Source organism: Desulfovibrio sp. 86 (assembly GCF_902702915.1).
Lineage (GTDB): Bacteria > Desulfobacterota > Desulfovibrionia > Desulfovibrionales > Desulfovibrionaceae > Desulfovibrio.
The window spans coordinates 3315784-3342761 of record NZ_LR738849.1 but is presented as its reverse complement, the minus strand read 5'-3'; the positions used below and the strand labels follow the sequence as shown (position 1 = coordinate 3342761).

Sequence of the window (26978 nt, the reverse complement as noted above, 5' to 3'; positions counted from 1 at the left end):
CCTGACCACATTGCCGCCGCACAAACTATAAAATCTGGAGGAAAAGGTATGAACGTTAAGCAAAGGAAAGGTTTGCAACGCTTTAAAAAGAGCTGCATGGTGGCGCTGCTCGCCGCCGGTCTGCTGATGGGCGCGGCCGGGGGGGCCAAAGCCATAGATTTCAAGGCTCAGGGCGAATGGCTCATGGGCTTCAGTCTGTCGAACACCCAGCTGACAGAACACACCACAACGCCCGAAGGAAAAAAAACGAAAGCCAACACAGACGACGACTTCAGCGCGGCCCAGCGCCTGCGTTTGCAATTGGATGCAGTGGCTTCAGAAGCCCTGTCCGGCACTGTGTACTTTGAAATCGGAACTCAGAACTGGGGCAAGGGTGACGAAGGCGGCGCTCTCGGCGCCGATGGCAACAACGTCATCAAACTCAAGAACGCGTATATCGACTGGGTAATCCCCCAGACTGACGCCCGTATGCGTATGGGCATACAGGCTCTTGCCCTGCCCAACATGGCTGGCGGTTCTGCCGTCCTTGACGCTGACGTTGCTGCGGTTGTGGGCAACTATAAGTTCAACGAGAACGTCGGCCTCACCGCCTTCTGGGCACGCCCGGTCAATGACAATTTTAATGTTAAAGATTACGGCAACGGCGATCGCAAGGCCAAGGATAACTATCTTGACAATATGGACCTCTTTGCCGTCAGCCTGCCTATGACCTTTGACGGTATTGAAATCACGCCTTGGGCCATGTACGGTATGCTTGGCCGCAATGCCCTGCGCGGCCTTGACCGCATCGACGAGAACAGTCCTACTCCCTGGGAAACCAGCGATGGTGTTCTTGGTTTGACAATTCCCGGCTTGACCCCGGGCTTCAATTATGCAGATGGAACACCGCTTACTTCGCGCACTACCGGCAAGCAATATGGCAACATGTTCTGGGCCGGTCTGCCTGTTGGCATCACCATGTTCGATCCCCTGAACATCGAGTTCGACATCAATTACGGCTATGTGGAAGAGATGGGCCGTTTTGATGTAAAAAAACGCGGTGATGATAATGACATCGTACGCGGCAGCTCTGCGCGGCAGGGTTTTGTCGTCAAGGCTTTGGTAGAATACAAGATGGATTGGGCCACCCCTGGCATCTTTGGCTGGTACGGCTCTGGTGATGACGGCAATATCAAGAACGGCTCCGAGCGCATGCCGTCAATCGCAGGTGCCGGCAACTTCACGTCCTTCATTGGCGACGGCAACCTTTCCTGGGGTGCAGGGCCCGGCACCATTAATGACTGGAACATGTCCTATGCCGGCACCTGGGGTATCGGCGGCCAGCTGAAAGACATAAGCTTCATGGAAGACCTCAAGCATACTCTGCGCGTGGCCTACTGGGGCGGCACCAACGCCCCCTCCATGGTCAAGTACATGGCGGAAGCCTCTTCGTGGAGAGAAGGCTACGGCGGCGATGGCCCGTACCTGACGACCAACGACGGCCTGCTTGAATTTAACCTGATCAACCAGTGGCAGATCTACGAAAATCTTGAAGCCAATCTTGAACTGGGTTACGTTGTGAACATGATGGACAAGGACACCTGGAAAAAAGACGGCTACTACAGCGGCGGCGGCAACGGCAACTTTGACAAAAGGGATGCCTGCAAAGCCCAGCTTGTATTCGCTTACAGCTTCTAGGACCTGACCAATTCCGGGGTTCGCTGTGCCCCGGTGATCCAATCCACAACTGCGCGCGCCTCCTTCCCGTGCGCGTTTTGACCGCCGCCTTCTTCATTGAAGGCGGCGGATTTTACGTATGGCCCACGCAACAAACAAGACTCTCAAAACAACCGCATCTCCCGTGCCTGCTGTGCTGTCAGGGGGCTTTTCACCTGGATCAGATTCCCTTTGAAAGGCTTCACGTTGTAATTTGTCATTCTGTCGAAAAACATGATTGACGGCATAATCCACGCCGCGTGCGGCGCGCGGCGCTCGCGTGCAGCGTTAAAGCTTGTAACATTTTTCAAAAGTTACAAGCTCTAACGGAAAATTTTTATCTACAGGCAACCTTCAAGTAAAAGCAAAAAACTTGACACCATGCAATCCGACAAATATATATATTCGGTTGCGCTCGTAGCTCAGTTGGATAGAGCGACAGCCTCCTAAGCTGTAGGCCACAAGTTCGATTCTTGTCGGGCGCACCATTAGATTTCAAAGGGATACGCGATTTTATCGCGCGTCCCTTTTGTTGTTTTTGGGCTAAAAGTTCTTTTTGGTGCCCATATGGTGCCCACCATCAGAAGGCATTCCTTCATGCCTTTTCTTTTCTGCCATGCATTCGGGCGGGCGCGCCCGCTTATCCCTTTTCTCAACGACTGGCCAACAGATGCCAACCCTTCTTCCATCCTTGGGCCTCTATTGTCGGCCGTGAGGGGGCTCCAGACAACCACAGTAGCTGCCGGCACACCCATGTAGCGGGCGCTTCCTTCTCAGTCGGCGCAGCCGACGCCCAGGGGGGCGGGCTTCCGCCCCTCCCCGCACCCCTCTTTCGAGAAAGACAGGGCAAAAGGTCATGGCCGACTGCCCACTCCTTTTTGTTTCACGGGTCCTTCTGCGCCCTCTGGTCGAGGGGCCGGAACGGTCGCCCGAGATGTCAGGGATTTTTTGGGCTTTTCGCGCTGGGATTTTGGGAAGAAAACGGCGCCGTAGTCATGTTGATGGCGGCTGTGATAGTGGTTGCAGCAAAAGTTGCGGCCGTGGCTGTGGCCCTCCGAGTGGTGGAGGTGCGTCATGGCAACTGAAAAACACGGTGACTTGGAAGCCGCGGGCACGGCAATCAACGCTGCCATGGAGGCAATGGCAGCGTCTGTCGCGGCAAAGGTTCAGGAAGAAGAAGCCTCCGTTAAGGTAGACACGCCGCCAGCCGAGGCAATCACTCCGGACTTTGTGGCCAAGTGCGCAGGCTTCGCCGAGAAGGGTGACGGCATTCTGCACAGCGCCCTGTTCAGGGGCAAGCTTGTCTACGTCCCTGAAACCAAGACCTGGTACCGCTGGATTGGCCAGCAGTGGGAGTCCACCCACATCCATCGTGTCGAGGCATCTGTGGATGAAGTGGGCCTCAAGTACCGTGAAATCGCCGCCCACTACGATAAGCTTGCCCAGGATGCAGTGGACGCCGGCGATGAAGCCCTGGGAGCAAAGTTTGCCGCTGCAGCCGAGCGGCTGCGCAAACGATCTGGATATCTTAACTCGAGTAAGGGCGTTAACGCCTGCATCAAATTCACCCTGGCCAACCAGGAGCCGCTGATCACCAAGCCAGACGTCTGGGACAAAGACCCATGGCTGTTGGGCGTGACCAATGGCGTAGTGGATCTGCGCACTGGCGAGCATCGCCCAGGGCGACCCTCAGACTACATGCGCCGGGCTTGCCCTGTTGAGTGGTCTGGCCTGAATGCTCCAGCCACTGTTTGGGAGCAAAGCCTGTCCGAGATCCTTGGCGCGTATGACGGCGTCATCGACTACGTCCAGAAGGTGCTAGGCTATGCCATTACCGGCATGAGCACCGAGCCTCTGTTCCTCATGCTCTATGGCGACCGTGGCCGTAACGGCAAAACGGTCATCATGGAGACCCTCAAAAAAGTGCTTGGGCCCTACATGGGGCCAGTGCCGGCAGAGATGCTGCTGGACCGCAACGTGCCGAAAGACCCAGACAGCGCCAGCCCCACCATCATGAATTTGAACGGATTGCGCGTGGTCTGGGCTTCGGAAACCAACGAAAACCGCCGCTTCAGCACATCGCAGGTGAAGCTGCTCTCCGGATCTGACTCTCTCACCGGCCGCTACCTGTGGGATAAAGAAAACACAGAATTCCGGCCCACCCACACCCTGTTCCTGCTCACCAACTTCCTGCCGCGCGCCCCTGCCCACGACTCCGCATTTTGGGAGCGGCTGCGGATGATCAACTTTCCCTATCGCTTCGTGGATCAACCAAAGGGCGAGTACGACCGCCAGCGCAACCCCAAGCTTGAGAAGCATCTGGAGGACGAGCTGCCCGGCATCCTCGCCTGGCTCGTGCGCGGCTGCCTCAAATTCCAAAAAGAAGGGCTGATTCCCCCGGTGGCCATCACGCAATGGACTGCTGATTACCGGGTGGAAGAAGACACCATGCAACTCTTCATCGATCACTGTTTGGAGCAGACCGATGCCGAATACAGGCTCAGCGCCACGGAGGTCTACGAAGTGTACCAAGTCTGGCACAAGAAATTCGTGTCGGCCAAAACCGTGCCCTCCATGCACCTCTTTGGCCGCCAGCTCTCCGCCAAGGTGGACCGCCGCAAGGTCGGCGGCCACACCTACTACTTCGGCTACGACTTCTCTGAGGACGGCGAACGCATGCGCCCTGTCTCCAAGTGACTATGCTGTCAGGAGCTTATGCCTTTGCCATGACATTTCAGGGGCAAAGGGCCTGCAGAAATTCTTTTTTATAACAGTGGGATAGCTGCGCCATGACAAAAGGACAACTCTCTAGGGGGGCCAATGCGTTTAACACAATTGGGGTTTTACAACATACTCCGTGTTTTTGTCATATTGTCCTGTTCTTAAAAAAGTAAATAAAAATAAAAAGATAGAGATAGGACCTTTTACAGGACAATAGGACTTTAAGGATAAACAGCCATGCCCGCAGATATTGTTGACCTCTTTCGTGAGCTTGGGTTTAACCCGGCCAAAAAAACCGCCAAGGAGTGGGCCTCGGCCTGCCCCAGCTGCGGGGGAAAAGACAGGTGCAGCATCTGGCCCGAGGAGCAGGAGGGGCGCGGTTATTACTGGTGCCGCCAGTGCGACGTCAAAGGCGACGGCATCCAGCTGCTGCGTGACTATGCAGATATGAGCTACGCCGATGCCTGCAAGCGGGTTGGCGTAGCTCCGGTGGCCAACCTGAAAGCCCCGGCAATACCCAAGTCAAAGATCGTTGAGCCGTTCCAGGCAGTCAGTGGCCAGCTCGGTCAGCTTGAGGGCGTCGACCGCGACAAGTGGCAAGCCCACACCGCCAAGCTGGTGACCTGGGGGACAGAGTGCCTGCTGCGAGCGCCAGAACACATGGCCTGGTTGGCGGCGCGCGGGCTGGATGCCGATGCTGTGCAGCGCTACCGCCTGGGATTTAACCCGGGTGAGCGCGGCAAGAATTGCATCATCCGGCCGCGAGAAAGCTGGGGCCTGCCATCGGTGCTCAAGGATAACGGCAAGCCCAAGAGGCTGTGGCTGCCACGGGGCATCATTGTGCCGCAGATCATGCCTGGGCCCGACGGTGCCGACCTTGTCGAGCGGTTGCGCATCCGCCGCCTCGATGTCGATCGCCAGGAGTTCCGGCCCGAACACAAATACCACGTTGTTGAAGGCAGCAGCATGGATTTGCTGTGGCTGCCGTGCACCGCAAAAAAAGACACGGGGGTGGTTGTTGTGCAGGAGACCGAGCTGGATTCGTACATGCTTCATGCCCTGGCTGGCGATTTGACCAGCTGCCTCGCCTCCATGACCAGCAATATCCGGAACATGTCCACCACAGTGTACGAGAAGCTGAAGGAGGCCAGCTGCATTTTGGTCGCGTTGGACTTTGACAAAGCAGGTGCGGAGGGCTGGCAGCGCTGGCGGGCCACATTTCCCACCGCAAAGCGTTGGCCTGTACCCATGGGCAAGGACGCGGGCGAGGCATTTGGCGCTGGCCTCGACCTGCGCCTGTGGGTTCAGGCGGGCATTCCTGAAGGCCTGCGTATGGCTATGCCGGCAGGACATGCGCCTGACATGACCTCGCAGGAAGGGGCGCGCGAAAAAGACGTGCCGAAAGTCCAGCCCACAGTGGAGCCGGAACAACGCGCAGAACAATGCGAGGTGCAGCGCGCGGAACACTGCGCGGTGCAGCAGGTGGCAGCTTCTGTGGCCACAGCGGCACCGATAAACCAGCGCCCTCCCCGCCCGGAACCGGGGATTTCAGCCCTGCTTTCAACTGCAGCTGGCCCGTTGGACAGTCTTACTATTCTGCGCCGCGTGGGCCTTACCCCGGTACCTGATGGGGCGGGCGATTTCACGCTTAGTGGACACGAGCGGTGGCCAGAAAAGGATTATTGGAAGCTGATGGGCTGGCTGCGCCACAATGGCCAGTGGGTGCAGATGGCTCTGAACGATGCCGCAAAAGGAGAAACCAGTCATGCGCGTATTTAAAACACAGCTTGAAGCCAAGGCATTTCTTATCAATCAGGGCTTCAAACTTTCCAAGAGCAAGTTCGGCCGCGACGTCAACGACCGCAAGGTGGCCACAAATGCCGAGGGTCAGTTTGAAGACGGCGCGTTGTTGGCCTATGCGGCAGCGCACTTGACGCCAGCTGCGCAGGCGGAAAACCGGGCGCTGACTGATGCAACCGTCAACCGTGTTGCTGCCGATGCCGACCTCAAGCGCTTCACTGCTGATCGCGCTCGCTTGAAGCTTGAAAAAGAACAGGGCCTGCTTATGCCCAGGTCACAACATGAAGAAGACCTGGCCGCGCGGGCCATGTTTTTCAAATCAGAGGTGGACAGCTTCGGCTTTCGAAAAGCTGGAGAAATAATAACGTTGGTGAAAGGCGATGAAAGGCTCATGGCCGATCTCTTGAAGTGGTGGGCGGCGGAGACCGCCGACTGGATGGACGCATGGTCGTCCGAACGTGAATTTGTTGCTGGTGAACAAGATGAACCGCAGGGGCAGAACGGAGACGACTAGCATGCTGTCTTTATCCGTAACGCTCGAACACTCGCCAACGGCTAAAGCGATGGCCCGAATACGCTTTACAGATGGCGAGCGGCACGTCTTCCGTAAGCGCCCGTATATTCCACTGTCCGATTGGGCTGCGGCCAACCTGCTTGTCAAAGATGGTCCCTACGCTGGCGGGCGTTACCGCAAGGACGTGAACCCCTACCTTGTGGAAATCATGGACACCTGGTCGCATCCGGATGTTGAAGAGGTGGACGTGTGCGGCTCGGCCCAGACGGGCAAAACTCTGGTCATGCACGGGGCCATTGCCTATGGCGTGGTCATGCGCCCCGGGCCGCGCATGCTTGCCATGCAGGATGATGAAAGCCTGGCCAAAGTGGTGAGCAATAAGTTGCTGCCCATGTTCCGCGCCAGCCGCCCGGTACGCGAACTGCTTGGCAAGGTTCGGGGCGGGCAGATATCCTTCCGTGACAGCACGGCGTTATTTTTGTCCAGCGCTCAATCACAGAATGCCCGGGCATCCATTTCCATTCAGGACCTGATGCTTGATGAAGAGGCATTGTATAAACAAATCGCCGGGCAAGGCGTGCCGGCTCTTGAGTTTCTGGAACGAACCCGCAGTTATTCCCGTACCCGTAAAGTGCTACGGGTGTCCAAGCCCATTGGCGGCGATGAATGCAGCATAGTGCAGGCATTGGAAGAATGCGATGAGGTGCGGCATTTTGAAGCCCGCTGCCCTGCCTGCATGCAGTTTCACCCATTGAGCGAAGAAGGGCTGGTGCTGGTTGAAAAAAACAGTGACCCCCGCGAAGTGGAACGGCGCAAGCTTGCACGATATAAATGCCCTTGCGGCTTCCAGTGGACTGACCAGCTGCGCGACCGCGCCGTGTCCATGGGGCGTTGGACTGCGGAAACCCCTGTGCCCCATCCGCGTAAGGTGGGCTTTGTCCTGCCCGCTATCCTCTCAAAGAACGTCAGCCTGTCTGAAATTATGGCTGCAAAAATGCGCGCCGAGGCGTCAGACTCCCCTGCCCTCCGACAGCACTACGCCAACGGCATGTGGGCGTTGCCCTACCGGGCGGTAGAAATTGAGGTCGAAGAAAACATCGTCCTTGACCGTGTTGACAAAAACTTGCCGGAGCGCACCGTACCCGGCGATGCCGTAGCTCTTACCGCTGGTGTGGACGTTCAGGATCGTGGTTTCTGGTACACGGTGTGGGCGTGGAGGGCCAACCTCGCATCGTCGCTTATTGACTATGGCCGCCTGCCAGACTGGGATGCAGTCCATGCGCTGCTGATGGAAACCCGTTACCCCTATGAAGAAGATTCACCCAGGCATGGACAGGATCTGGGCATCTGGCGCGCTGGTATCGACACCGGCGGCACCCGTAAAGATAGTGACGTTGTTTCACGCACGGAAGACGTTTACCGATGGGTGCGTATTCACGGGGCTGGGCGTGTTTTTGCCTGCAAGGGCGCAAGCCATGAAAGCCCAACGCCTGTGCGGGCAGTAATGATAGACCGCTTCCCCACTTCCCGTATTCGCATCCCCGGAGGCCTCTGGCTTCACTTGCTGGATACGCATTATTTCAAAAGCCTTATCTTCGCCCGGCTGGCCGAAGATGCGCGCCAGCCCATCAGCTTGCACCGCAAAACAGAGATGTCGTTCGCAAGTCAGATCACGGCCGAGGTGCTCATCCGTGACCGCAACGGCAAAATGGTCTGGCAGCGCAAGCGTAAAAACAACCACTACCTGGACTGCACCATGCTGGCCACGGCCTGCACAGACGGATCGTGGCTGCCCAGTCTGCAAATGCTTGTTGAACGTGAGGCGCTTGCCCAGGCGCGAAACGCGCCCGCACGCCTCATCACTGATCCTCAGCCTCCACAGGGCTCTCGCATTCACATGCCGCAGCGTCCGGAGCTGCAACGCACACTGCCTGTCAGAGATCTTCCCCAGCGTACCGTCAACCGGCCCGGCTTTATGCGCCGAGGCTCTGATTTTTAGGAGCATACATGGCCCGCAAGAATACCAACCTACCCTACGACAGAGCCGCCGACGGCGCACGCGTGAACGTGAAACGGGCGTCTGAACTGCTGAACTGTTCAAGCTCATGGGTCTATAAGCTGGTGGAAAGCGGAAAGCTTAAGGCCTTCCGCATCGGTAATCGCAAGGGCTTGCAGATTACCGTGCGGAGCATTGAGGGGTATATGGCGGGTCAGGCGGTGGAAAATTAAATAAAAATTATGTAGTTATGCATTATATACTAGAAAGATTGAAGTAAGGATCTCTCCATCATAGGCGATTGAATATCATGAGTATTCATGTTAAGAATCTATGCCATAAATAAAGTACACATCGACCCAAAATGGGAGTTGGAAACATGAGAGATAAATTTGAATTGTTGCCCAATATTCCTGTTTCAAACATCCAGCTTGATACGAATAATTTTCGAATTGGTACAGCTGCCAATCAACGTGATTGTATTGGGTTAATGTTTGTAGATAAAAGAGCTGAGCACATGATAGCTCTAGCAAAAGACATTGCCGAACGTGGACTATCACCAAATCCTATTGTTGTTGTTAAAAATGATAAAGGTGGCTTTACTGTAAAAGACGGTAACAGAAGAGTCACCGCCCTTAAGCTTTTAAATAATCCATCAGAGGCACCAGATAATTATAAGGCAACTTTTTCAGCGCTTTCAGAAAATGCAAACGCTATAATCAGTGAATCTATCAACTGTTATCTCACAGATGAAGACACAGCGCTTTCTTTTATGGAGCTTTCTCACCTTGGCTTTCAAGGTGGCATTGGGCAAATCAAATGGGGCTCAAATGAAAAAGATAACCTTAATGAATTTAAAGGTGTAAAGCTTCAAAATAATGTTGCGCGAGCAGTACTAACATACCTCAAAAGTATAGGGATTCCTGAAACAGATAACATCAAGATAACAATCTTCCAACGCCTTTTTCAAGACAAAGACGTAAGGGACTTGATTGGTATAGAATGGGAAAATGAAATTCTATCCTTTAGTGCAGATGAAGAATCAGTTGCCAACATACTCACCGAAATATTTTTAGATTTTACAGAACGCGGGAGCACCACCCTTAAAATCTTTACTGATAAAGACAGACTCAAGTACATTAATGAGCTTTTTGCACGAGGAGTCCCCAAGCCCAAGCCGGCAGACACAGAGGTTGGTTCCAGTTCAAAACAAAACACATCAGAGCAAGGTGAACTGGCTGGCACTTCCGAATCGAACGGAGCAGTTAAAGCGAGTAAGCCGCTACATGCACCTGACAATGCTGCCTGCCCTGCTGCAAAACCATCGTGGGATCGAAAAAATTTAATCCCCAAACGTTGTCGCCTTGGAATACCGAAATCCGCCACAAAAGCATCAAATATCGCCCATGAACTATCGCACGGCATTGAAGTAAAAAAAGCGCCCAACGCTGCAGCGGTGTTACTACGACTGTTGATTGAATTTTCAATTGACAATTACATAAGCAATCACGATATCGCTGTACCAAAAGACAAAGATAAATTATACTTTAAGGCCAGTAAAGTCGCTGAAGACCTATCAAAAGGCAGCTACATAAATCAAAAAGAATTCGAAAATTTGAATAAGCTAAGCCAAAATGATGCCATCTTTTCCGCGCATACGCTGAATGCGTGGGTTCATCACTCCCATTACTCACCAGACCCGCAAACCCTTTGCACATTTTGGGAGAATATTGAAAAATTCATCAGTCTTTGTTGGACAAAATAGCTGGCCAGAATAAAACCGGCGTGGTAGTTTTCGGGACTGGAGGAAGCCCCAATGGCATTTTACACACCACTGCGGTACCCTGGCGGCAAGGGTAAGCTTGCCCCATTTATCCAAGACATCTACACTGCCAACAATTTGAGCGACGGCACATATGTTGAGCCGTATGCCGGTGGTGCTGCAGTGGCCTTGAAGCTTTTGCTGGAAGGATACGCTTGGAATATCGTCATCAACGACATAGATAAGCGTGTATATTCTTTTTGGTGGTGCGTCCTCAATAACACCGAAGGGCTATGCCAGCAGATTCGAGACTGCCGCGTTGATATGGAAACATGGCATCAGCAAAAAGAAATTTATACTAACTTCAAAAATTACTCCGTTGAGGAAGTAGGCTTTGCAACCTTTTTCCTAAACAGGACAAATCGCTCTGGCATTCTTTGTGGTGGAGTAATTGGTGGGAAAAACCAGACTGGCAATTATAAAATAGATGCAAGATTTAACAAAAGCGATCTCATTTCAAGAATACAATTAATTGCAAAGTACAAATGCAGAATTAAACTTTACAACAAAGATGCTTTACAACTGGTGCAGGAATTAAACCCAAATTTTGATGATAAAACTTTGGTATATTTTGACCCACCATATTATGTTAAGGGAAAAATGTTGTATCAAAACTTTTATACACCAGAAGACCATAGTGCACTTGCCCAGTTCATCAAAGGCTCTAAGCATCCATGGATTGTCACATATGACAATATAGAAGAAATTAAAAAGCTATACGAAGACATAAATAACGTAGAATTTGATATTTCATACTATGCAAACAAAGAACGGCCACGTGGAAAAGAAATCATGTTTTTTAATAACATAAAAATACCTTGCATACCATATACACGAAAGATAGATTTTATTAAAAATGCAGTATAAAATCACAACAGCATTAAAATAACATTTACGATATAGACTTTTAATACTGTACACTTTTAATTATTTTTACGTTTTCAATCTATGCGGCTGGCCGCATAACCAGAGCGCTGTAACCCGCTAACATCACTGGCCCGTACCCTTTCGCAAGGGGTGCGGGCCATTTTTTTACACGCGTTTTTTCGCCCACAGCTAACACGCCAATTTTATTACGCAACACTTCAAAAAAACTGTCTCCATTCTCTCCATTCTATCCAGCCTACACTGACACGCTCTTTCCCCCAGGTTAAGCCTCGCAAAAGTGCAACGCAAAATTGCGTCAGCCGTTGCCGCCACGCGGCGTACGGATGACGACAGCACAGATGCGAGGAAACATGGCCACATTCACCCGAGCCCAAAAAGCAGAACAAATAGCCGAATGGAATAAAGCCCTGCTCAAATGCGCGCGTGGTCAGGAATACACCATCGGTTCGCGCCGTCTGCGCCGGGCAGACCTGCATGAAATCCGCAACACCCTTGACTGGCTTAACCACCAGCCCACGGTTGAAGATGAGCAGGCTGGACGTGGGGCCCTGCGGTTTACACAGCTTGTTCCCGGTCGCGGCGGCAGGGGGACCTACTGATGCCCAAAGCCCCGCAGCTCGAAATGAACTGGCTTGATCGCGCCATCGGCTATGTTGCCCCCATCTGGGGCGCACGCCGCATGCAGTCTCGTTATACGATGGCTGCCGCGCAGTACATGGCCTCCGGCCTGGTTACTGGCGTGCGCCGCCTTGCTGGTTCCGGTGAAGGCACCTTGGGCAACTGGAACCCGCGCCGCGAACAACGCCTTGCCGAAAACAGATCCTTTGACACAATCATGGCCCGGGCTGAATCCCTGGTTGCCAATGACGGCCATGCAGCAAGCAGTGTCAGCTCTCTGGCGCTCAACGTGGCAGGGCCGGGCCTCCGCCCACAGTCGTACCCAGAACACGCTGTGCTTGGCATCACCGAGGATCAGGCCGAAGCCTTTGCCGATTCCGCCGAGGCCGCCTGGTCGCTCTGGTGCAAGGAAGCCCACGCGGGCGATACCCTGACATTTGATGACCTGCAGTATCAGGCCGTCCACAGCATGTTCGTCACCGGCGAATTTTTGCATCTGCCGGTCTGGCTGGATGAGCCCGGGCGGACCTTCGGACTTGCCATACAGGATCTGCACCCGGCCCGGCTGCGCACGCCTTCTGACCTGCAGCAACGGGCGGATGTGCGCTGTGGCGTCCATTTGGGCAGATACAATCGCCCTCTTGGCTACTTCATCGCCAGCCCGTCGGATAATACAAGCAGCCTCAGCAGCCTCACGTCCGATCACTTCACCTATGTACCGCGCAAGATTGGCCACCGTTACGCCTGCCTCCACCGCTTCCATTCGGACATGCCGGAGCAGATACGCGGGGTCACCATCCTTTCGCCGGCCATGAAGCTTTTCCGCGATTTGTCGGATTATGTGGACTACGAGCTTGTGGGCGCTCTCATCGCTGCCAGCTTTACAGTTTTTATCGAAGCCCCAGGCGAAGTGCTGGCTGGTATGGGCAGTCTTGACGGCAAGTCCGCCGCAGGGCCAGTTGCTGCATATCCGCCGCAGTTGCAGCCCGGAACCCTCACCACAGGGCAAGCCGGGCACAAGCCCCACATCATTTCTTCCGCCCGCCCCGGCCCCACCTTTGACGCTTTTTATGAGCGCATCCTGCGTGCAGCTGCGGCCAGCACAGGCCAACCTTACGAAATGGTAGCCAAGGATTTCTCCAAAACCAACTACTCCAGCGCCCGCGCAGCCCTGCTCGAAGTCTGGAAAATGCACACGCTCTATCAGGAGTGGTTTGTGCGAGGCAATCTGAACCCCATCTGGGGCATGGTCATGGAAGAAGCCTGGTTGCGCGGCCTGCTTGCCGTGCCCGCTGGCGCTCCGTCCATTTACGATTCTCCCCGTATGGCACAGGCATGGCTCAGTTGCGTCTGGACGCGCCCGCCGCGCGGGCAGATCGACCAAGTCAAAGAACGCGAGGCAGAAAGTCGCGGGCTGGAGTCCCTCACAGAAACACGCACTGCCATCTGCCATTCCCGGGGTCTGGACTTTGAAACCATCGCCCGCACCCGGCAGCGTGAAGAAAAGCTGCTTAAAAAACTTGGCCTGCAACCCACACCCACAGCCCCCGGCAAGCCCAAAGAAACAGACACATCCGACGACGAAGACAGCGAGCGCGATCAGCAACACGACGGAGACGACGCGGCGGTAGCTGTTAGCCCGCTTGGCGGGCTTACAGATAGCGACAGCGATTTTTCCGCCCCTCGTTCTGAGTAAACAATTGCTGTCTTCACCCGTAGCTTCCTGCGTCGCAACGGTTGAAGCCAGGAGGAAAAAGAATGAACCTCAATGCCCTGTTAACCGCTCTGTCCGGGCTGTGGGCCATCACGCCTGATGCGCTGAACGCGTTTGTGTCTGACCTGCCGCAGCTCGTCGCTGGAACAGTCCCAGAGTCCCGCACCAATGACGATCTCGCAACACCCATCGAGGCGCCATACAGCATGGAAGGTTCCGTGGCTGTAATCCCGATCAAAGGCGCTCTGGCCAAGAACGGCCTCTCCTTTTTTGGTTTTCAGTTGCTCGCGTCCATGCGTGAAATCGGTGCAGCCCTTCGGCAAGCAGCAGCCGACCCCTCCGTGCGCGCCATCATGCTTGATGTGGAGTCTCCCGGCGGCACCGTTGACGGAACCGAAGAGCTGGCCGCCGCAGTGATCGCCGCCGGGCAGTCCAAGCCCCTGTACGCATACGCCGACGGCCTTATGGCCTCGGCGGCGTACTGGGCAGCCTGTGGCGCGCGCGAAATTGCCGCGCCAGCTACGGCGCAGGTGGGCAGCGTGGGTGTGGTGCTCATGCACCGCGAAGTCTCCCGGGCGCTGGATAACGCTGGCGTCAAAGTCAACATCATAACAGCCGGGCACTACAAGGCCGCCGGCAACATGGCCGAGCCTCTGTCGGATGAAATGCGCGCCTACATCCAGTCCAATATCGACAGCGTTTATGAACTGTTCCTCCAGGCTGTGGAACAGGGCCGTCATGTCAGCCGGGAAAAAGCCGTGGCCATGGCTGACGGCAAAATATTTTTGGCTGGGGATGCCCAGGATATGGGCCTCATTGACCGGGTGTGTAGCCGGACAGAGTTCATCAACAAAATACAAAAGGATTGCACAATGACACTCAGTGAGTTGAAAGCGCAGCACCCGGACACCGTGCAGGAGTTGCGCGCGGAGCTGCGGGAAGCGCTGCGAGCGGAGCTGTCCACAGAAAACAGTCAGGCGCTGGACGCCGCCAGGGCTGACGCCTCTGCCGTGCAGGATCGGATTGTCGCCCTGGCCGGAGCCATTTTCGGCAAAGAAGCTGGCGAAAAATTGAAGGCCGTGGCCGCGTCCGGTGTTTCGGCCGAGACGCTGGCCACCCTGCAAGGCGTGCTGGGGCAGCCTGAAGCTGCCAAGCCCAGCGGGCAGCAGGAAGCCCTGGCCGCCCTGGCTGCCGCCACGGCAAAGGTGCCGGCATCGCCCCTGGCGGCAGTGAGCAGCGAAGAAGACGCGGCGAAGCAGGATTTCGCCGCTCTGGTTGACGCCCATATAGCGGCCCACAACTGCGGCAAGGGCGAGGCTATCAAGGCTGTGGCCAACGCTAACCCCAATGCCCACAAAGAATGGATCGTCGCGCAGAACGCGACGCGCAAGTAGGAGCCCGTTATGGCTTATCACGAAAATTCCAGAAAAACCTTTTCGGCTGCGGGAATCATACCTGCCGACAGCCTGGTCAAACTGACAGCTTCCGGCATTGATGTATGCGGCGCGGGCGAGCTGCCTCTCGGTGTTACCGAAACTGGCGCGCGTATGGCTGATGACCCTGTAAGCGTTCGCATGCTCAACACTCCCGGCACAGTCGAAGTCGTAGCGTCTGCAGCCATAACTGCGGCGCAGTTGCTCACCAGCGGCGCCAACGGGTCTGTTGTGCCTTGCAGCGGCTCCGCCCCTGTGGTTGGCATGGCGCTTTGCACTGCGGCTTCCGGCGGCATTGTCGAACTGATGCCCATGTGCGTTCCCACCCTTTCCGGCGAGTAGGAGTAACCAATGCCCAGAACTTCTTCCATTTTTCGTCCCGACCTTGGCACGCTGGCGTATGAGTATAGCCTTGACGCCGCGTCCCAGGGCTTCATAGCCCAGCAGGTTCTTCCCCCCTTTTTTACTGCCAAAAAAACCGCGCAGTACCCCGTCATTCCCGCCGAAGCCATTCTGGAAGTGGCCGAAACCCAACGCGCTGCCCGCAGCGCCTACGCCCGTGGCGATTGGACGTTTGAAGACGCGGACTACAGCTGCAAGGAAAACGGCTGGGAAGAGCCGGTGGATGACAGCGAGGCCGCTCTTTACCGCAACTTCTTTGATGCCGAGGTCGTTGCCGTCAAGCGTGCGACCCTAATGGTCTTGCGCTCGCATGAAAAGCGCGTGGCCAAAGCGGTTATGTCCACAACCAACGGCATCTCTCGCTCTGCTGTTGCCAAGCCCTGGGACGATTATGCCAATGCTGACCCGTTGGCGGACGTGACCAAGGCTAAAAAGTATTTCCGTTTCGAGGTTGGCCTCACCCCCAATGCCCTGGTGCTCGACAAAGAGGTGCTGGGGCACGTCAGCCTGTGTCACGCGGTGATGGAACGCATCAAATACACCAGCCCCACCGCAATCCGTGGCGAACTGACCATTGAGCAGCTCAAGGCCTACTTTGGTGTCGCCAATATCATTGTCGCCGGTGGCGTCTACAATAACGCGGCCCGCAATCAGCCCAAGAATGTGGAAACCTTCTGGCCTCTGGACAGGGTTTTGCTGGCCTGCGTCTCCACAGGGGGGCAGGACCTGAAGGAACCCGCCCTGGGCCGCACCTTCGTATGGGAAGAAGACGCCCCGAACCTGCTTGTCACAGAGCAGTACCGTGAAGAACAGACGCGCAGTGACGTCTACCGTGTCCGGATGCATACCGACGAACGCCTCCAGTTCGCCGGGGCTGGCTATATCCTTACGGGCGCGACCACCGGCGAATCTGGCAACGACGGCTTTGATCTGCCGTAAGGAGCTACCATGGCCGAATTCCTGATTGCATACATCATTGTGAAGGCTTTTGAGGGCGGCTGGTGCAACGTAATTGGTGATGCCGGTGGTGAAACATACAGCGGCATTGCCCGCAATTTCTTTGGCGCTTGGAAGGGGTGGCAGCTTATTGATGCCGCCAAGTCCCATTCTTCATACCGCCAGGGGGCCACGGCCTTCACCCGCCATCTTACCAACATTCCTGGACTCGCTGATCTGGTCGAAGACTGGTACCGCACGGAGTGGTGGAACCGCATGGGCCTCGCGCAGTTTCCGCAGGCTGTGGCCAACGAAATCTTCGAGGAGTCCGTCAACCTCGGGCGCGGTGGTGCCGGCAAATATCTGCAGCGTTTGTGTAACGCCTTCAACTACAACAAGTCCACTGATCAGCGCCTTTTCACTGATCTGGTGGAAGACGGCGCAGTGGGCCAAAAAACTCTTGCAGCCCTGTCATCCATCCTTGCCCGGCGCTCTGGCCAGAATGAAATCGTGCATGCCCTCAACTGCATGCAGGGCGCACACTATGTGGGCCTTGCCGCCAAAAACTACCAGCACCGACAGTTCATGGACGGCTGGATGACCCGCACGCATTGCGGTAGCTGTTAGCCCGCATGGCGGGCTTACAGATAGCGACAGCGGTTTTTCCGCTCTTCGTTCTGAGTACACAATTGCTGTCTTCACCCGTAGCTTCCTGCGTCGCAACGGTTGAAGCAAGGAGTCTCTCATGAAAAAGCATGTCCTGTTCTTTGTGACCCTCATGGCCGTCATGGTCTTTGCTGTGTCCTTTTGTTCTCCCGCCATGGCCGAAGAAGCCGCCAGCTCGGCTGGCAGTTTTGACGTCATTTCCATGCTTGAAGGACTGTTGCCCGAAAGCACCATGACCTGGGTCACCTTTGCAATCACCATTTGTGCTGCTTTGGCAGTGGCCCTGCCCGCCCCCAAGGAAGGGGGCAACGCCATCTATAAGGTTGTGTATACGGCGATCCAATGGACGGCGTTGAACGTGGGCCGGGCCAAGAACGCAAGTTCGGCCAAATCCGGTGGCTAGGCTTTGCCTGCTGGCCGCACAGGTGCTGTATGCGATCGTTAACTGGTGGAAAACGCGGAAAAACGCTGAACGTACTACTGCTGTTCGTGATGATCCTGGCTCTGCCTGGGTGTCAAAGTTCGGCGGCACTGACGAGCGCAAGCCTCAGCCCGGCTCCGACGACGCCGGGGGCGGTGGTGACAAATAGTTGGGCATACGAGCATGACGGTCAGCTGGTGACCAAGGATGGCCAGTGGGTACACCTCCCGGCCAGCGAAGCCGGAGAACTCTTATTGTGGGTTGAGCATGCGGAGGCCACATGTCCTTAGAAAAAGTTTTGAATTACGCGCTTGGGGCCATCGGGGCGCTGCTGCTCATGCTTTTTGGACTTGTTACGTTTGAGTTTCAGGCTCTCAGTAATGATGTGCGTGGACTACAGGCTGCAATCACAGATCGGCTGGACAAGCATGAAACCAGGCTTGTCGATCACGACAACCGTCTTGTGCGGCTGGAAACGCTCAGGGACGTGAGGGATGGGCGATGAGCTTTGCCAGCGACCTTGCCGATGACCTCGGCACCTTTCTGGATCTTGATGAGTTTGGCGAAGAGCACACTATCGACGGCATCCCTGTTGTCGCCATCGTTGATGACGCACAAGGTTCGCTGACAACCGGGGCCGCCGGCGGCTTTGTCGATGCCGCCGGCCTGGCCCTGTTGTCCAACACCAGAACCGTCTTCCTTTATGAATCTGCGCTGCCCTTCACACCGGTGCCGGAGCAGCAATTGGAACTGGACGGCGAATTCTGGCTGGTGGCTGCGGAAGCGGACAGCGTGCGCCATGAAAAAGGCATGCTCATCCTCAAACTCATCAAAGTCTACTCGTGAGGCGCCATGATTGATCTGCGGTTTGACGTCAAAGATCTGAAGCGTGTTTTGGGTCCGCTCTCGGGCATGCCAAAGCTCGTTGATGATGGGCTGCGCTCCGCAATCCGGCGCACGGCCGCAACCATGCGCACTGACGTTAACAGGCAGATACGGCTGCACAGCTTCTTGAAAGCTGGCGACATCAGCCCGGCCATCAGCAAGCCCCTGTTCGCCAGCAGCGCTGGCAGCTTTGAGGGCGTTGTGCGTATTTCGGGCAAACCTCTTGCTATGGATAAGTTCCGCCTGGTGCCCAGGCGCGTGACTGCCCGCAAGCGCATGCGCAGCAGCAGGTGGGGATTGGCCGGCTACCAGATCGGCCCTGGGGAGCCGGTGCGTCAGGCTACGGAAAGAGGCGGCCGCTCAAAAGGTTTTGTCGTTCGGCTTGGCGGCAAGCTGTACCTCATGCGTCGCAGCGGAAAAAAAATGCAGCGCATGTATGGATACAGCGCACAGTATTTCGCGGTCTTTGATGCTGTGCGCCGCGCGGTTGAAAACAATGCCCGGCAAAACTTTGAAAAGCGAATGGCGCATGAACTGTCTTACAGGCTGGGGAAACTGCGGTGAACGTCTATCTACTCATGACTGCATTACGAAAAAGCCTTGAGCCCCAGCTCGCAACCTTGCCGCTGCCGAGCAGGCAGCGGCACACCCGGCCCGAACCCGGGCAGGAAATGCTTCGGCCCGCGACCATACGGGTGGGCCGCCTGCCGGCGAAAGAGGGCGGCGACACGTCCGACGCTCCTTTTGTGCTTATCCAGCCGATACATGGCCATGATGAAGACGGTTGTTCGTACACGACCATCGCCCTCCGTGTGTTGATCTGGAACGAGGATGGAGAGGCCGGGGAAAACGATCTGCAAAATCTGCTGGGGCTGCTGCGGCGAACGGTGCTTGCCTGCAAACAGCAACCTCTGGACGGGCGATATGTGCTTGAACCCGATGAGCGCGGACGCTTTGCATTCTGGGATCGTCCCGACGACCAACCACCACACTTTGCCGAAGCCTTTATTCTCACAAACTGGAAAATGCAGGGGATCTAAAATCATGAGTTACAACCACGGCGTATATGTTCAGGAGCAGGCCACAGGCCTGGTTACTCCTGTAGAAGTAAATTCCGCGCTGCCAATCATTGTGGGTACGGCCCCGGTGCATAACCTGCCTGCGGAAACGTCCCGCCCTGTCAACGCGCCCAAGCTCATCTACAGCATGCCCGATTTTGTCGCGGTGTTCGGTGCTCCGGCAACCGACGAATCCGCCGGTGGCTACACGCTGTATGAAGCGGCGCAGGTCTATCTGACGCGCTATAAGGTGGCTCCCATTGTTGCCATCAACGTCTTTGACCCTGCAAAGCATGTGGGCGGTGTTGACGATGATGCGCCTGGCGCGCCGGATGTCAGTAAAGTCACTGCCACGGATATCATCGGCGGTATTGACGCAGCAACCAACGCACGCAAAGGCGTGTCCCTTGTTGAAGAAGTGTTTCCACGCTTTCGACTCACGCCTGGGCAGATCCTGGCCCCGGGGTTTTCCGGCACGCCGTCCGTGGCGTTGGCGTTGGCAACGGCCTGCACCAACATCTGCGGGCATTTCCGCGCCACAGGCATCATTGATGTGCCCGGCGAGGTGCAGTCCTATACCGAAGTTCCCGCATGGCTCAATGACAATAACCTGACTGACGTCAACCTGATCGCCATGTTCGGTAGCCCGGTATACGGTGGCAAAGTTGAACACGGTTCCAGCCATCTTGCCGGGGTCATTGGCCAGCGCGATGCTGAAAATGAGGGCATCCCGTTCTGGTCGCCGTCCAACAAACGCCTCCAATGCGAAGGGCTTGTACATGCCGGTAAGGAGATGCACCTTACCCCCGCCGAAGCCGCCTACCTCAATGGCAACGGCATTGTCACCGGCCTCAACATGGTTGGTGGCCTGGTTGCCTGGGGCGATCAAACAGCCGGCTATCCTGGCGTCACCGACGTTAAGGATACCTCAATACCCATACGCCGCATGTTCAATTGGGTTGGCAACACCCTGGTGCTCACCTGCTGGCAGTATGTGAGCAACCCGCTGCGCCGTCGCATGATCGAAACCGTACAAGATACCTTCAACGTATGGCTTAACGGCCTTGTTGGCCGCGAATTCCTGCTTGGCGGCCGCGTGACGTTTGAAGAGGTGGATAACCCCACCACCGATCTCATGGCTGGCAAGGTTCGTTGGCATGTCTATCTCACTCCGCCCCAGGCTGCGCGCGAGCTGATCTTCATCCTTGAATACGACCCCGCGTACCTCTCCACTCTCTACGGCCTGACGGCATAACAGGAGCGCGTCATGTCTCAGATACTGCCTTCCACCAACCTGATTCCTGCCGTGTTGACCAACGCAAAAGTCTACAAGGATGGCGTGGATCAGCTTGGCGTCGCCACGGTTGAAGCCCCGGATTTCGAATACCTCACGGAGTCCATATCCGGCTTGGGTATCGCTGGTGAAATGGACGTGCCCGTCGCTGGCCACTTCAAATCCATGGCTCTCAAAATCAAATGGAACACTGCCAACGACAAGGCCGTGGTCCTGCTGCAGCCGGTCGGGCACCACATTGAAGTCCGCGGCAACATTCAGGAGCTCGATGCGGGCTCCGGTAAATTCGTGAACAAGGCCGTCAAGGTTGTGGCCAAGTCGCTCCCCAAGAAAATCGGCATCGGCAAGTTTGAACCTGGCAAAAAAATGGAGCCCGAAACCGAGCTTGAGATCTACTACTACAAACTGTGGCTTGGCGGTCGGGAGCTGGTCGAAGTCGACAAACTGAACTTCATCTTCCGACTCGACGGTATCGACCAGCTCGCCGAAGTGCGGGCGAACCTGGGTATGTAACCATAAAGGATTTTATCATGGCCAAAGAAAAAAATGTGACCATTGCCCTTGATTGGCCTGTCGAGCTTGCAGACCGCAAGCTCGACAGCGTCTGCATGCGCCGTCCGACCATGGGGGATCTCATTGATAACCCTGTTCGTGATGGGCTCGATTATCTCGGAGAAGTCCGGCTGTTTGCGGCCCTGTGCGGGCTGCATGAAGACGATCTGCGGGCGATGGATGCGGAGGACTATCTCAAGCTGCAGCAGCAGTATGCTTTTTTTCGCGGTGCCAAACAGCCCGAAAACGCGTCGGGAGGTGATGCTGCGGCTCGGTAGGCTGACGGGGTGGGGGTTGCAGGATCTGCGATCGTTGACCTGGGATGAGGTCCTGGACTGGCTTCAGGACGCTCTGGATCTTGAAGCGGAAATCAGGCGAGCGGCCGGAGTGTAACAACCCTGGCCAGCGCACGAACCACGGTAACAGCGGCCCCGGCAAGGGCTCCGAGCATGGGGCCGCATATGAACAGCACAGCCAGAGCAAAAAGCCCGTAGACAAATATGGCGGCAAAAATATCCATCGGAGATCCTCATGAGTAATACATTCGGCATCGGCTTTGCCGTTGGTGCGACGCTGTCGCCCACTGTCAGTAATGTATTTACGACAGTTGAGCAAAAAATCAAGTCCAGCAGCCAGCGTATGGAGGCGCTGTCTGCAAAATCCAAGGCGCTGGCCAGGGCGGACACACTCCGCACGCAGGTCCAGGGAACGCAGCGACTTTATGCTGCGGGCGGCGGGCATGATCCTTTGCTGCGTGAAACACTGCATCGTCAGGTTGCGGCATATAAAGAGGCTCAGGCGGCGGCACAAAAGTACGGCGTTGCCGTGGCGGACTATGGGCGCGCCCATGCCAAGGCCGAAACACAGCTGGCACGGACGCAAAACCGTTTGCAGTCACTGTCAAAAGCCCAGGCCGCTGCAGATCGCCGGAAAGATATTCGCGGCGGTTTGATGGAGGCAGCTGTGCCCGTGATGGCTGCTGCGCTGCCCGTCAAGGCTGCCATAGATTTCGAAAGCGCCATGGCTGACGCAGCCAAAACGATCGACGGCATGCGCGATGATACCGGTAAGCTGACCCCGAAATATTATGAAATGGAATCTGCTATCAAAGCCCTGGGCCGCACCCTGCCATTGACGCATGACGAAATCGCCCGGCTGTTTGCGTCTGGGGGGCAGCAGGGCATTGCTGGCATGGATGAGTTGCAAGACTTCACAACAATGGCTGCGCATATGAGCGTGGCCTTTGGCATGAGCACTGAAGAAGCTGCGGACGCCATCGGCGGGTACCGTAGCGCTATGCGGCTCTCATTTGATGATACGCGTAGTATGCTGGATCTTATGAACCAGTTCGCCAATACAACCTCAGCGTCTGAAAAAGGCATCGCAGACGTGGTGAGGCGTATCGGACCGCTGGGCAACGTCGGCGGTGTGGCGGCAAAGCCCATGACAGCACTCGCCGCAACATTGGACGCCATGAAGGTAAGCCCGGAAATTGCTGCCACGGGTATTAAAAATCTTATTCTGGCCATGACTGCGGGTAGCGCTGCGACAAAGGCACAAAAAGAGGCATATGCCTCGTTGGGAATTAGTACGGTCAAGCTTGCAAAGCAGATGCAAACAGACGGTCCGGCTGCGATTATCAGTGTGCTTGAAGCTGTGCAAAAACTCCCCAAGGCCCAGCAGTTGAGCACGATGCAGGAAATTTTCGGCAAAGAATCTCTTGGCGCCATCGCTCCGCTGCTCGACTCTCTTGACCAAGTCAAAAAAAATCTGGTCATTGCCAGCGACGAAACACAGTACGCAGGGGCAATGCAGCAGGAATTTGGCAATCGATCTGATACGACGGCCAATAAGCTGATCATTGCAGGCAATAGGGCAAAAGAACTGGGAATCATCCTAGGCAACGGCTTGCTGCCGGCCATCAATTCTATCCTTGAAACTGCCGGGCCCATCGTTTCCAGCATTGCTGGTTTTGCCCAAGAACATAAAACACTGACGACCGTACTTGTGGGCGCGGTTGCAGGCTTCCTTACTTTGCGCCTTGCAGGCATGGGCGCAGCTTACATGTTTCACGGGGTTAGCGGAGCATACCATATCACGCGAGCGGCTCTTGGTTTCCTTATTCCCGGTTTACGTGCCGCCGCTGTGGCCGAAGGAGCCACTGCAGCGGCAGCTAATGCCAGCGGAGCGTCGTCGTTGCGTACCAGCGCCGCCTGGGTATGGCACAAAGGGGTAATGATTGCCGGAGCTGCCGCCAGTCGCGCTGCTGCAGCTGGTCAATGGCTGCTCAATGCAGCCATGTATGCCAACCCTATCGGCCTGGTTATTGCCGGTGTTGTGGCCTTGGTTGGCGGCATGATCTACCTCTACAATACCTGTGAACCCATACGCACTGCGTTTGACAAGGTTTTTGGCTTCATTGGTGCAAAAGTCGGCTGGGCCGTCGGCAAGCTGCGCACGGTTGGGGAATGGCTTGGTGTTGTTGATAAGGCCGAAGCAGTACCCGTGCCTGATGGTGTTGTGACGGCTCCCCCTCCCGACGTGCCAGCTTTGCCTACATCGGGCGCTGTCCCTTCACTCCCCAGCAAAGCAGATCTTGATGCCCTTGGTCAGGGCGGCATGCCCGGCGCTGCTGGAGCAATGCCCGCAATGGGCGGCGCTGGTGCGTCTGTCAGTATGAACTTTACTCTCAACGGCCTCAGCGATGCCGGCTTTGCAAAGCGTCTTATGGCTGCGCTTGATAATAATCGCGGCGAATTTGAGCGCCTTGTATCAAGCATCGTGCATGACCAGGAGCGTTTGGCTTATGGCGGCTAAGACATACAGAACAGTCCAGGGCGATGCCTGGGATTCCATTGCCTACAAGCTGTGGGCCAAAGAGCATTTCATGCATTACCTCATGGCTGCCAACCCCGCGCACCTTGATATTCTCGTATTCACGGCCGGAATTGAGCTGTCTGTCCCTGCCCTACCCGTATCTTCAACAACAACGGAGGGTTTGCCGCCATGGATGCAATGAACGGAGTAAAAACCGCGCGGCGGGTCACACTGTCTGTTTCTATCGGCGGGCACGATGCCGCCAGTTATGTAGACCCATACCTGCTCGACTTCAGCTTTACTGACAATGCCGGCGGCAAGGCGGACGAAGTGCAGCTGACCCTCCATGACCGGGACGGTAAATGGAACGGAGAATGGCGTCCCAAGAAGGGTACCGCTGTTTTTGCAAGCATCACAGTACATGATTGGGAGGGCGATGGACACACCGCGACCCTACCCTGCGGCACTTTCAAAGTTGATGAAATTGAGTTCACTGGCCCGCCGGACAAGGTCAAGCTTAAGGCCGTCACGTCTGCGCTGACGTCTGGCTTGCGCGACGAAGATAAAACTCGCGCCTGGGAAAATTTTTCGCTTGGTAGTTTGGCTGGACAGCTCGCAACTGAAAACGGTTTGGAACTCATGTACGACGGCCCGGACCACAGTTTTGCGCGACAGGATCAGCGCGAAGAAAGTGATTTGGCTTTTTTACAGCGCCTGTCCAGCGAACGCGGCATGAACTGTAAAGTACACGATGGCAAACTCGTGATGTTTGATGCAGCTGGAGCTGATGCAAAATCTGCGGCCCTCACGATCCCCAAGACCGGCAACATGTACTCACCAGAGTCGTACAGTTTTAAAGAGTCCTCTTCCAAAACTGGCTACAAGGATGCCGATGTGGCGTACACCGATCCCACTACGGGCACGACACATACTGCCAAAGTGCGGGCCACCGACGCCGATGTGGATGAAAAAACCCTGCAGCTCAATCAGCGTGTCGAGTCTTCGGGTGAGGCAATACGTCTGGGCAAGGGTGAGCTACGCAATAAAAATAAGGAAAAAAACAAGGCGACACTCGAATTTATGGGCAACCCCGCTGTGGTCGCCGGGGTGGTCTTGGCCTTGACGGGCTTTGGCCAGTTTGATGGCCGCTGGTTCGTTGAAAAGGCAGAGCACAAGATCGGATCTGGCTACAAGACCTCCGTCGAAATACGCAAGACCTTGGACTATTAGGGGGCATTATGGGCGGTTTCGATTTTGCGGCATTGGAGCGGCGCGTCAGGGCATTGGAGGCTAACCGTGGTGCGAGCTTGCGCTTTGGCAAGGTTGTCGGTGTATCCGGCGGCGCTGCCAAGGTCCAACTTGAGGACGGCCAGGGTATGGTCAGCGCGCCCCTGCCAACGCTCCAACGCAGGGTGCTCAAAGACCAGGAGATCAAGTTGCCTGATGATGGCGAACCTGTGGCTTGCCTCTTTTCCGGGCAGGGCCTGGAGGCTGGCGTGGTTCTTGGCGCTGTGTACTCCCAGGCCAGTCCAGATCCGGAGCAGGAGCGCCAGTTGGAGTTCAGCCGTTTTAGCGATGGCACGGTCATTTTTTATGACCGTGAGGCTCACAAATTTTACGCAGACGTCAAAGGCGATGTGGATCTGAAAACAACCGGCACGGTCACCGTGAAAGCGGAAAAAGAGATCCTCGCTGAAAGCATGATCAACATCACGCTGCGCGCGCCCACAATCACCCTGGCCGGGCTGCTGCGTTGCACGGACAAGGATGGCAAGCCCGGGAGCGGTACGTTGCTGGGTGATTATCGCATCGAGCAAGGCGGGCTGGACGTGCCGGATGATGATGTCACTGCCGGCAACGTATCGGTGCGGCAACACGTCCACAAAGGTGTCCAGTCTGGCAGTGGGAACTCTCAAGAACCTGTTGGAGGCTAAATGCGCATCGGCAGTCTTGGCGACATAATTTTTGAGGTCAGCCCCATAGGCGGCCGCACGGTGACGCCTGGCCAGATTTCGCGCGAGCGGAAAGCCCGGTTTGAAGAACACAAGGTTGTAGGGGCTCTGCCGCGCCTTGAATTTCTTTCTCCGGAACTGGCCACTGTGGGCATGCCTATTCATCTGCGGGCGGACATGGGCGTCAATCCTGTCAGAGAGGCCGACCGACTGAGCAAGCTGTGCAAAGACGGCAAGGTCTATCGGCTCATCATCGCCGGCTGGAATTTTGGTTATTACGCTGTTGAGTCCGTGCAGCAGGACATGCGCTATACGGTCGGCGACAAAATTTTTGCTGTGGACGTGCGCGTTGCACTGAAGGAGTACGTCTGATGCCCGTCCTTGAACTTGCTGAAACATCCATGCCCTTGACCATCGGTGCCACTGGCCTTGCTGCCATTGAACAAAACATCCGCATCATTGTCACAACGCTTGCCTACAGCGTGGCTCTTGACCGGGGCTTTGCGCATGTTGGCGCGTTTATTGACGCTCCTACTCCCTACGAGGCCGCCCGCCTGATCGCCGACCTCACCGAAGCCATTGAAACCAAAGAGCCGCGCGTGCTTGTGGAGCGCATAACGCTGGAACCGTCTGCAGATGAGGCTATGCAGGGGCGTCTTTATCCAAAGGTTACTTACAGGCGGAAAGACGGAGTGACATTATGAATACCATAGGCCCCGCAGGGCGCGCGGTAGCGCGGTTTAGCGTAAATGGCGCATGCGGTCGGGCTTGCCCCGCCGCATATGCTTGCGCCG

The 26978-nt window shown here is 55.9% G+C and carries 30 protein-coding genes and 1 tRNA gene; 29 read left to right on the top strand and 2 right to left on the bottom strand.

The window, feature by feature from the left end:
* Nucleotides 1-48 precede the first annotated feature (48 nt).
* A complete protein-coding gene (locus tag DESU86_RS13810; RefSeq protein ID WP_179981551.1) occupies nt 49-1677 on the top strand; it encodes an outer membrane homotrimeric porin in 1629 nt (542 codons plus the stop codon).
* 429 nt (nt 1678-2106) lie between these two features.
* Nucleotides 2107-2183, top strand: a tRNA-Arg gene (locus tag DESU86_RS13805).
* Here DESU86_RS13805 and DESU86_RS13800 read toward each other — a convergent pair.
* Nucleotides 2184-2384 (bottom strand): hypothetical protein, encoded by a 201-nt coding sequence (locus DESU86_RS13800; protein ID WP_179981550.1) that lies wholly within the window; start codon nt 2382-2384, stop codon nt 2184-2186.
* A gap of 451 nt (nt 2385-2835) precedes the next feature.
* On the opposite strand from DESU86_RS13800, the gene DESU86_RS13795 reads away from it, so the two are divergent.
* From DESU86_RS13795 to DESU86_RS13695, 21 genes are all read left to right on the top strand, one after another.
* Nucleotides 2836-4392: a DNA primase family protein gene (locus DESU86_RS13795; protein ID WP_179981549.1), complete on the top strand. Its 1557-nt coding sequence runs from the start codon at nt 2836-2838 to the stop codon at nt 4390-4392.
* Nucleotides 4393-4653: 261 nt separating this feature from the next.
* A complete protein-coding gene (locus DESU86_RS13790; RefSeq protein ID WP_179981548.1) occupies nt 4654-6195 on the top strand; it encodes a primase-helicase zinc-binding domain-containing protein in 1542 nt (513 codons plus the stop codon).
* Nucleotides 6182-6730 (top strand): hypothetical protein, encoded by a 549-nt coding sequence (locus tag DESU86_RS13785; protein WP_179981547.1) that lies wholly within the window; start codon nt 6182-6184, stop codon nt 6728-6730. Before DESU86_RS13790 ends, DESU86_RS13785 begins: the two co-directional genes overlap by 14 nt.
* A 1-nt stretch (nt 6731) precedes the next feature.
* On the top strand, nt 6732-8729 hold the full coding sequence (locus DESU86_RS13780; RefSeq protein ID WP_179981546.1) for a terminase gpA endonuclease subunit: 1998 nt from the start codon (nt 6732-6734) through the stop codon (nt 8727-8729).
* An 8-nt stretch (nt 8730-8737) separates the two neighbouring features.
* Nucleotides 8738-8959, top strand: a complete 222-nt coding sequence (locus tag DESU86_RS13775; protein ID WP_179981545.1) for a helix-turn-helix domain-containing protein — start codon at nt 8738-8740, stop codon at nt 8957-8959.
* A gap of 146 nt (nt 8960-9105) precedes the next feature.
* A complete protein-coding gene (locus tag DESU86_RS13770) occupies nt 9106-10491 on the top strand; it encodes a ParB/Srx family N-terminal domain-containing protein (protein ID WP_179981544.1) in 1386 nt (461 codons plus the stop codon).
* Nucleotides 10492-10542: 51 nt separating this feature from the next.
* Nucleotides 10543-11415 (top strand): DNA adenine methylase, encoded by an 873-nt coding sequence (locus DESU86_RS13765; protein ID WP_179981543.1) that lies wholly within the window; start codon nt 10543-10545, stop codon nt 11413-11415.
* A 371-nt stretch (nt 11416-11786) separates the two neighbouring features.
* A complete protein-coding gene (locus DESU86_RS13760) occupies nt 11787-12035 on the top strand; it encodes a DUF6148 family protein (RefSeq protein WP_179981542.1) in 249 nt (82 codons plus the stop codon).
* Complete coding sequence (locus DESU86_RS13755; RefSeq protein WP_179981541.1) at nt 12035-13750, top strand: phage portal protein; 1716 nt, start codon at nt 12035-12037, stop codon at nt 13748-13750. Before DESU86_RS13760 ends, DESU86_RS13755 begins: the two co-directional genes overlap by 1 nt.
* A gap of 62 nt (nt 13751-13812) precedes the next feature.
* Complete coding sequence (gene sppA / locus DESU86_RS13750; RefSeq protein WP_179981540.1) at nt 13813-15162, top strand: signal peptide peptidase SppA; 1350 nt, start codon at nt 13813-13815, stop codon at nt 15160-15162.
* Nucleotides 15163-15171: 9 nt separating this feature from the next.
* Complete coding sequence (locus DESU86_RS13745; RefSeq protein ID WP_179981539.1) at nt 15172-15543, top strand: capsid cement protein; 372 nt, start codon at nt 15172-15174, stop codon at nt 15541-15543.
* 9 nt (nt 15544-15552) lie between these two features.
* Nucleotides 15553-16542 carry a hypothetical protein gene (locus DESU86_RS13740; RefSeq protein ID WP_179981538.1) on the top strand — a complete coding sequence of 330 codons (990 nt, stop codon included), beginning with the start codon at nt 15553-15555 and terminating at the stop codon, nt 16540-16542.
* A 9-nt stretch (nt 16543-16551) separates the two neighbouring features.
* The gene (locus DESU86_RS13735; RefSeq protein WP_179981537.1) at nt 16552-17166 is read left to right on the top strand and encodes a glycosyl hydrolase 108 family protein; all 615 of its coding nucleotides are present in this window, start codon (nt 16552-16554) and stop codon (nt 17164-17166) included.
* A 118-nt stretch (nt 17167-17284) separates the two neighbouring features.
* Nucleotides 17285-17608 carry a hypothetical protein gene (locus DESU86_RS13730; protein WP_179981536.1) on the top strand — a complete coding sequence of 108 codons (324 nt, stop codon included), beginning with the start codon at nt 17285-17287 and terminating at the stop codon, nt 17606-17608.
* A 298-nt stretch (nt 17609-17906) separates the two neighbouring features.
* Complete coding sequence (locus DESU86_RS13725) at nt 17907-18131, top strand: hypothetical protein (protein WP_179981535.1); 225 nt, start codon at nt 17907-17909, stop codon at nt 18129-18131.
* Nucleotides 18128-18472 carry a hypothetical protein gene (locus DESU86_RS13720; RefSeq protein ID WP_179981534.1) on the top strand — a complete coding sequence of 115 codons (345 nt, stop codon included), beginning with the start codon at nt 18128-18130 and terminating at the stop codon, nt 18470-18472. Before DESU86_RS13725 ends, DESU86_RS13720 begins: the two co-directional genes overlap by 4 nt.
* Nucleotides 18473-18478: 6 nt before the next feature.
* Nucleotides 18479-19075, top strand: coding sequence for a hypothetical protein (locus DESU86_RS13715; protein ID WP_179981533.1), 597 nt, complete (start codon nt 18479-18481; stop codon nt 19073-19075).
* Nucleotides 19072-19551: a hypothetical protein gene (locus DESU86_RS13710; RefSeq protein ID WP_179981532.1), complete on the top strand. Its 480-nt coding sequence runs from the start codon at nt 19072-19074 to the stop codon at nt 19549-19551. Before DESU86_RS13715 ends, DESU86_RS13710 begins: the two co-directional genes overlap by 4 nt.
* 4 nt (nt 19552-19555) lie before the next feature.
* Entirely contained in the window at nt 19556-20824 is a 1269-nt protein-coding gene (locus tag DESU86_RS13705; RefSeq protein ID WP_232088379.1) for a phage tail sheath family protein, read from the top strand.
* Between the two features lie 12 nt (nt 20825-20836).
* Nucleotides 20837-21376 carry a phage major tail tube protein gene (locus tag DESU86_RS13700; protein WP_179981531.1) on the top strand — a complete coding sequence of 180 codons (540 nt, stop codon included), beginning with the start codon at nt 20837-20839 and terminating at the stop codon, nt 21374-21376.
* 17 nt (nt 21377-21393) lie between these two features.
* Nucleotides 21394-21693, top strand: coding sequence for a phage tail assembly protein (locus DESU86_RS13695; protein WP_179981530.1), 300 nt, complete (start codon nt 21394-21396; stop codon nt 21691-21693).
* A gap of 92 nt (nt 21694-21785) precedes the next feature.
* Here DESU86_RS13695 and DESU86_RS13690 read toward each other — a convergent pair whose 3' ends face one another.
* Nucleotides 21786-21935 carry a hypothetical protein gene (locus DESU86_RS13690; protein ID WP_179981529.1) on the bottom strand — a complete coding sequence of 50 codons (150 nt, stop codon included), beginning with the start codon at nt 21933-21935 and terminating at the stop codon, nt 21786-21788.
* An 11-nt stretch (nt 21936-21946) separates the two neighbouring features.
* Between DESU86_RS13690 and DESU86_RS13685 the strand changes: the two genes are divergently transcribed.
* The 6 genes from DESU86_RS13685 to DESU86_RS13660 are packed head-to-tail and all read left to right on the top strand — an operon-like array spanning nt 21947 to nt 26888.
* Entirely contained in the window at nt 21947-24232 is a 2286-nt protein-coding gene (locus tag DESU86_RS13685) for a phage tail tape measure protein (protein WP_179981528.1), read from the top strand.
* Nucleotides 24120-24434 carry a tail protein X gene (locus tag DESU86_RS13680; RefSeq protein ID WP_332068192.1) on the top strand — a complete coding sequence of 105 codons (315 nt, stop codon included), beginning with the start codon at nt 24120-24122 and terminating at the stop codon, nt 24432-24434. Before DESU86_RS13685 ends, DESU86_RS13680 begins: the two co-directional genes overlap by 113 nt.
* Entirely contained in the window at nt 24422-25462 is a 1041-nt protein-coding gene (locus DESU86_RS13675) for a phage late control D family protein (RefSeq protein ID WP_179981526.1), read from the top strand. The genes DESU86_RS13680 and DESU86_RS13675 overlap by 13 nt, the downstream gene beginning before the upstream one ends.
* Before the next feature lie 8 nt (nt 25463-25470).
* Complete coding sequence (locus tag DESU86_RS13670; RefSeq protein WP_179981525.1) at nt 25471-26166, top strand: phage baseplate assembly protein V; 696 nt, start codon at nt 25471-25473, stop codon at nt 26164-26166.
* Complete coding sequence (locus DESU86_RS13665; RefSeq protein ID WP_179981524.1) at nt 26167-26556, top strand: phage tail protein; 390 nt, start codon at nt 26167-26169, stop codon at nt 26554-26556.
* Nucleotides 26556-26888: a hypothetical protein gene (locus DESU86_RS13660; RefSeq protein ID WP_179981523.1), complete on the top strand. Its 333-nt coding sequence runs from the start codon at nt 26556-26558 to the stop codon at nt 26886-26888. The genes DESU86_RS13665 and DESU86_RS13660 overlap by 1 nt, the downstream gene beginning before the upstream one ends.
* Nucleotides 26889-26978: the final 90 nt, after the last annotated feature.

Excerpts from the sequence above, each read along its gene's own strand:
- DESU86_RS13810 (WP_179981551.1), top strand. The coding sequence starts at position 49 with ATGAACGTTAAGCAAAGGAAAGGTTTGCAACGCTTTAAAAAGAGCTGC.
- DESU86_RS13800 (WP_179981550.1), bottom strand. The coding sequence starts at position 2,384 with ATGGAAGAAGGGTTGGCATCTGTTGGCCAGTCGTTGAGAAAAGGGATA.
- DESU86_RS13795 (WP_179981549.1), top strand. The coding sequence starts at position 2,836 with ATGGCAGCGTCTGTCGCGGCAAAGGTTCAGGAAGAAGAAGCCTCCGTT.
- DESU86_RS13790 (WP_179981548.1), top strand. The coding sequence starts at position 4,654 with ATGCCCGCAGATATTGTTGACCTCTTTCGTGAGCTTGGGTTTAACCCG.
- DESU86_RS13785 (WP_179981547.1), top strand. The coding sequence starts at position 6,182 with ATGCGCGTATTTAAAACACAGCTTGAAGCCAAGGCATTTCTTATCAAT.
- DESU86_RS13780 (WP_179981546.1), top strand. The coding sequence starts at position 6,732 with ATGCTGTCTTTATCCGTAACGCTCGAACACTCGCCAACGGCTAAAGCG.
- DESU86_RS13775 (WP_179981545.1), top strand. The coding sequence starts at position 8,738 with ATGGCCCGCAAGAATACCAACCTACCCTACGACAGAGCCGCCGACGGC.
- DESU86_RS13770 (WP_179981544.1), top strand. The coding sequence starts at position 9,106 with ATGAGAGATAAATTTGAATTGTTGCCCAATATTCCTGTTTCAAACATC.
- DESU86_RS13765 (WP_179981543.1), top strand. The coding sequence starts at position 10,543 with ATGGCATTTTACACACCACTGCGGTACCCTGGCGGCAAGGGTAAGCTT.
- DESU86_RS13760 (WP_179981542.1), top strand. The coding sequence starts at position 11,787 with ATGGCCACATTCACCCGAGCCCAAAAAGCAGAACAAATAGCCGAATGG.
- DESU86_RS13755 (WP_179981541.1), top strand. The coding sequence starts at position 12,035 with ATGCCCAAAGCCCCGCAGCTCGAAATGAACTGGCTTGATCGCGCCATC.
- sppA (WP_179981540.1), top strand. The coding sequence starts at position 13,813 with ATGAACCTCAATGCCCTGTTAACCGCTCTGTCCGGGCTGTGGGCCATC.
- DESU86_RS13745 (WP_179981539.1), top strand. The coding sequence starts at position 15,172 with ATGGCTTATCACGAAAATTCCAGAAAAACCTTTTCGGCTGCGGGAATC.
- DESU86_RS13740 (WP_179981538.1), top strand. The coding sequence starts at position 15,553 with ATGCCCAGAACTTCTTCCATTTTTCGTCCCGACCTTGGCACGCTGGCG.
- DESU86_RS13735 (WP_179981537.1), top strand. The coding sequence starts at position 16,552 with ATGGCCGAATTCCTGATTGCATACATCATTGTGAAGGCTTTTGAGGGC.
- DESU86_RS13730 (WP_179981536.1), top strand. The coding sequence starts at position 17,285 with ATGAAAAAGCATGTCCTGTTCTTTGTGACCCTCATGGCCGTCATGGTC.
- DESU86_RS13725 (WP_179981535.1), top strand. The coding sequence starts at position 17,907 with ATGTCCTTAGAAAAAGTTTTGAATTACGCGCTTGGGGCCATCGGGGCG.
- DESU86_RS13720 (WP_179981534.1), top strand. The coding sequence starts at position 18,128 with ATGAGCTTTGCCAGCGACCTTGCCGATGACCTCGGCACCTTTCTGGAT.
- DESU86_RS13715 (WP_179981533.1), top strand. The coding sequence starts at position 18,479 with ATGATTGATCTGCGGTTTGACGTCAAAGATCTGAAGCGTGTTTTGGGT.
- DESU86_RS13705 (WP_232088379.1), top strand. The coding sequence starts at position 19,556 with ATGAGTTACAACCACGGCGTATATGTTCAGGAGCAGGCCACAGGCCTG.
- DESU86_RS13700 (WP_179981531.1), top strand. The coding sequence starts at position 20,837 with ATGTCTCAGATACTGCCTTCCACCAACCTGATTCCTGCCGTGTTGACC.
- DESU86_RS13695 (WP_179981530.1), top strand. The coding sequence starts at position 21,394 with ATGGCCAAAGAAAAAAATGTGACCATTGCCCTTGATTGGCCTGTCGAG.
- DESU86_RS13690 (WP_179981529.1), bottom strand. The coding sequence starts at position 21,935 with ATGGATATTTTTGCCGCCATATTTGTCTACGGGCTTTTTGCTCTGGCT.
- DESU86_RS13685 (WP_179981528.1), top strand. The coding sequence starts at position 21,947 with ATGAGTAATACATTCGGCATCGGCTTTGCCGTTGGTGCGACGCTGTCG.
- DESU86_RS13680 (WP_332068192.1), top strand. The coding sequence starts at position 24,120 with ATGCCGGCTTTGCAAAGCGTCTTATGGCTGCGCTTGATAATAATCGCG.
- DESU86_RS13675 (WP_179981526.1), top strand. The coding sequence starts at position 24,422 with ATGGATGCAATGAACGGAGTAAAAACCGCGCGGCGGGTCACACTGTCT.
- DESU86_RS13670 (WP_179981525.1), top strand. The coding sequence starts at position 25,471 with ATGGGCGGTTTCGATTTTGCGGCATTGGAGCGGCGCGTCAGGGCATTG.
- DESU86_RS13665 (WP_179981524.1), top strand. The coding sequence starts at position 26,167 with ATGCGCATCGGCAGTCTTGGCGACATAATTTTTGAGGTCAGCCCCATA.
- DESU86_RS13660 (WP_179981523.1), top strand. The coding sequence starts at position 26,556 with ATGCCCGTCCTTGAACTTGCTGAAACATCCATGCCCTTGACCATCGGT.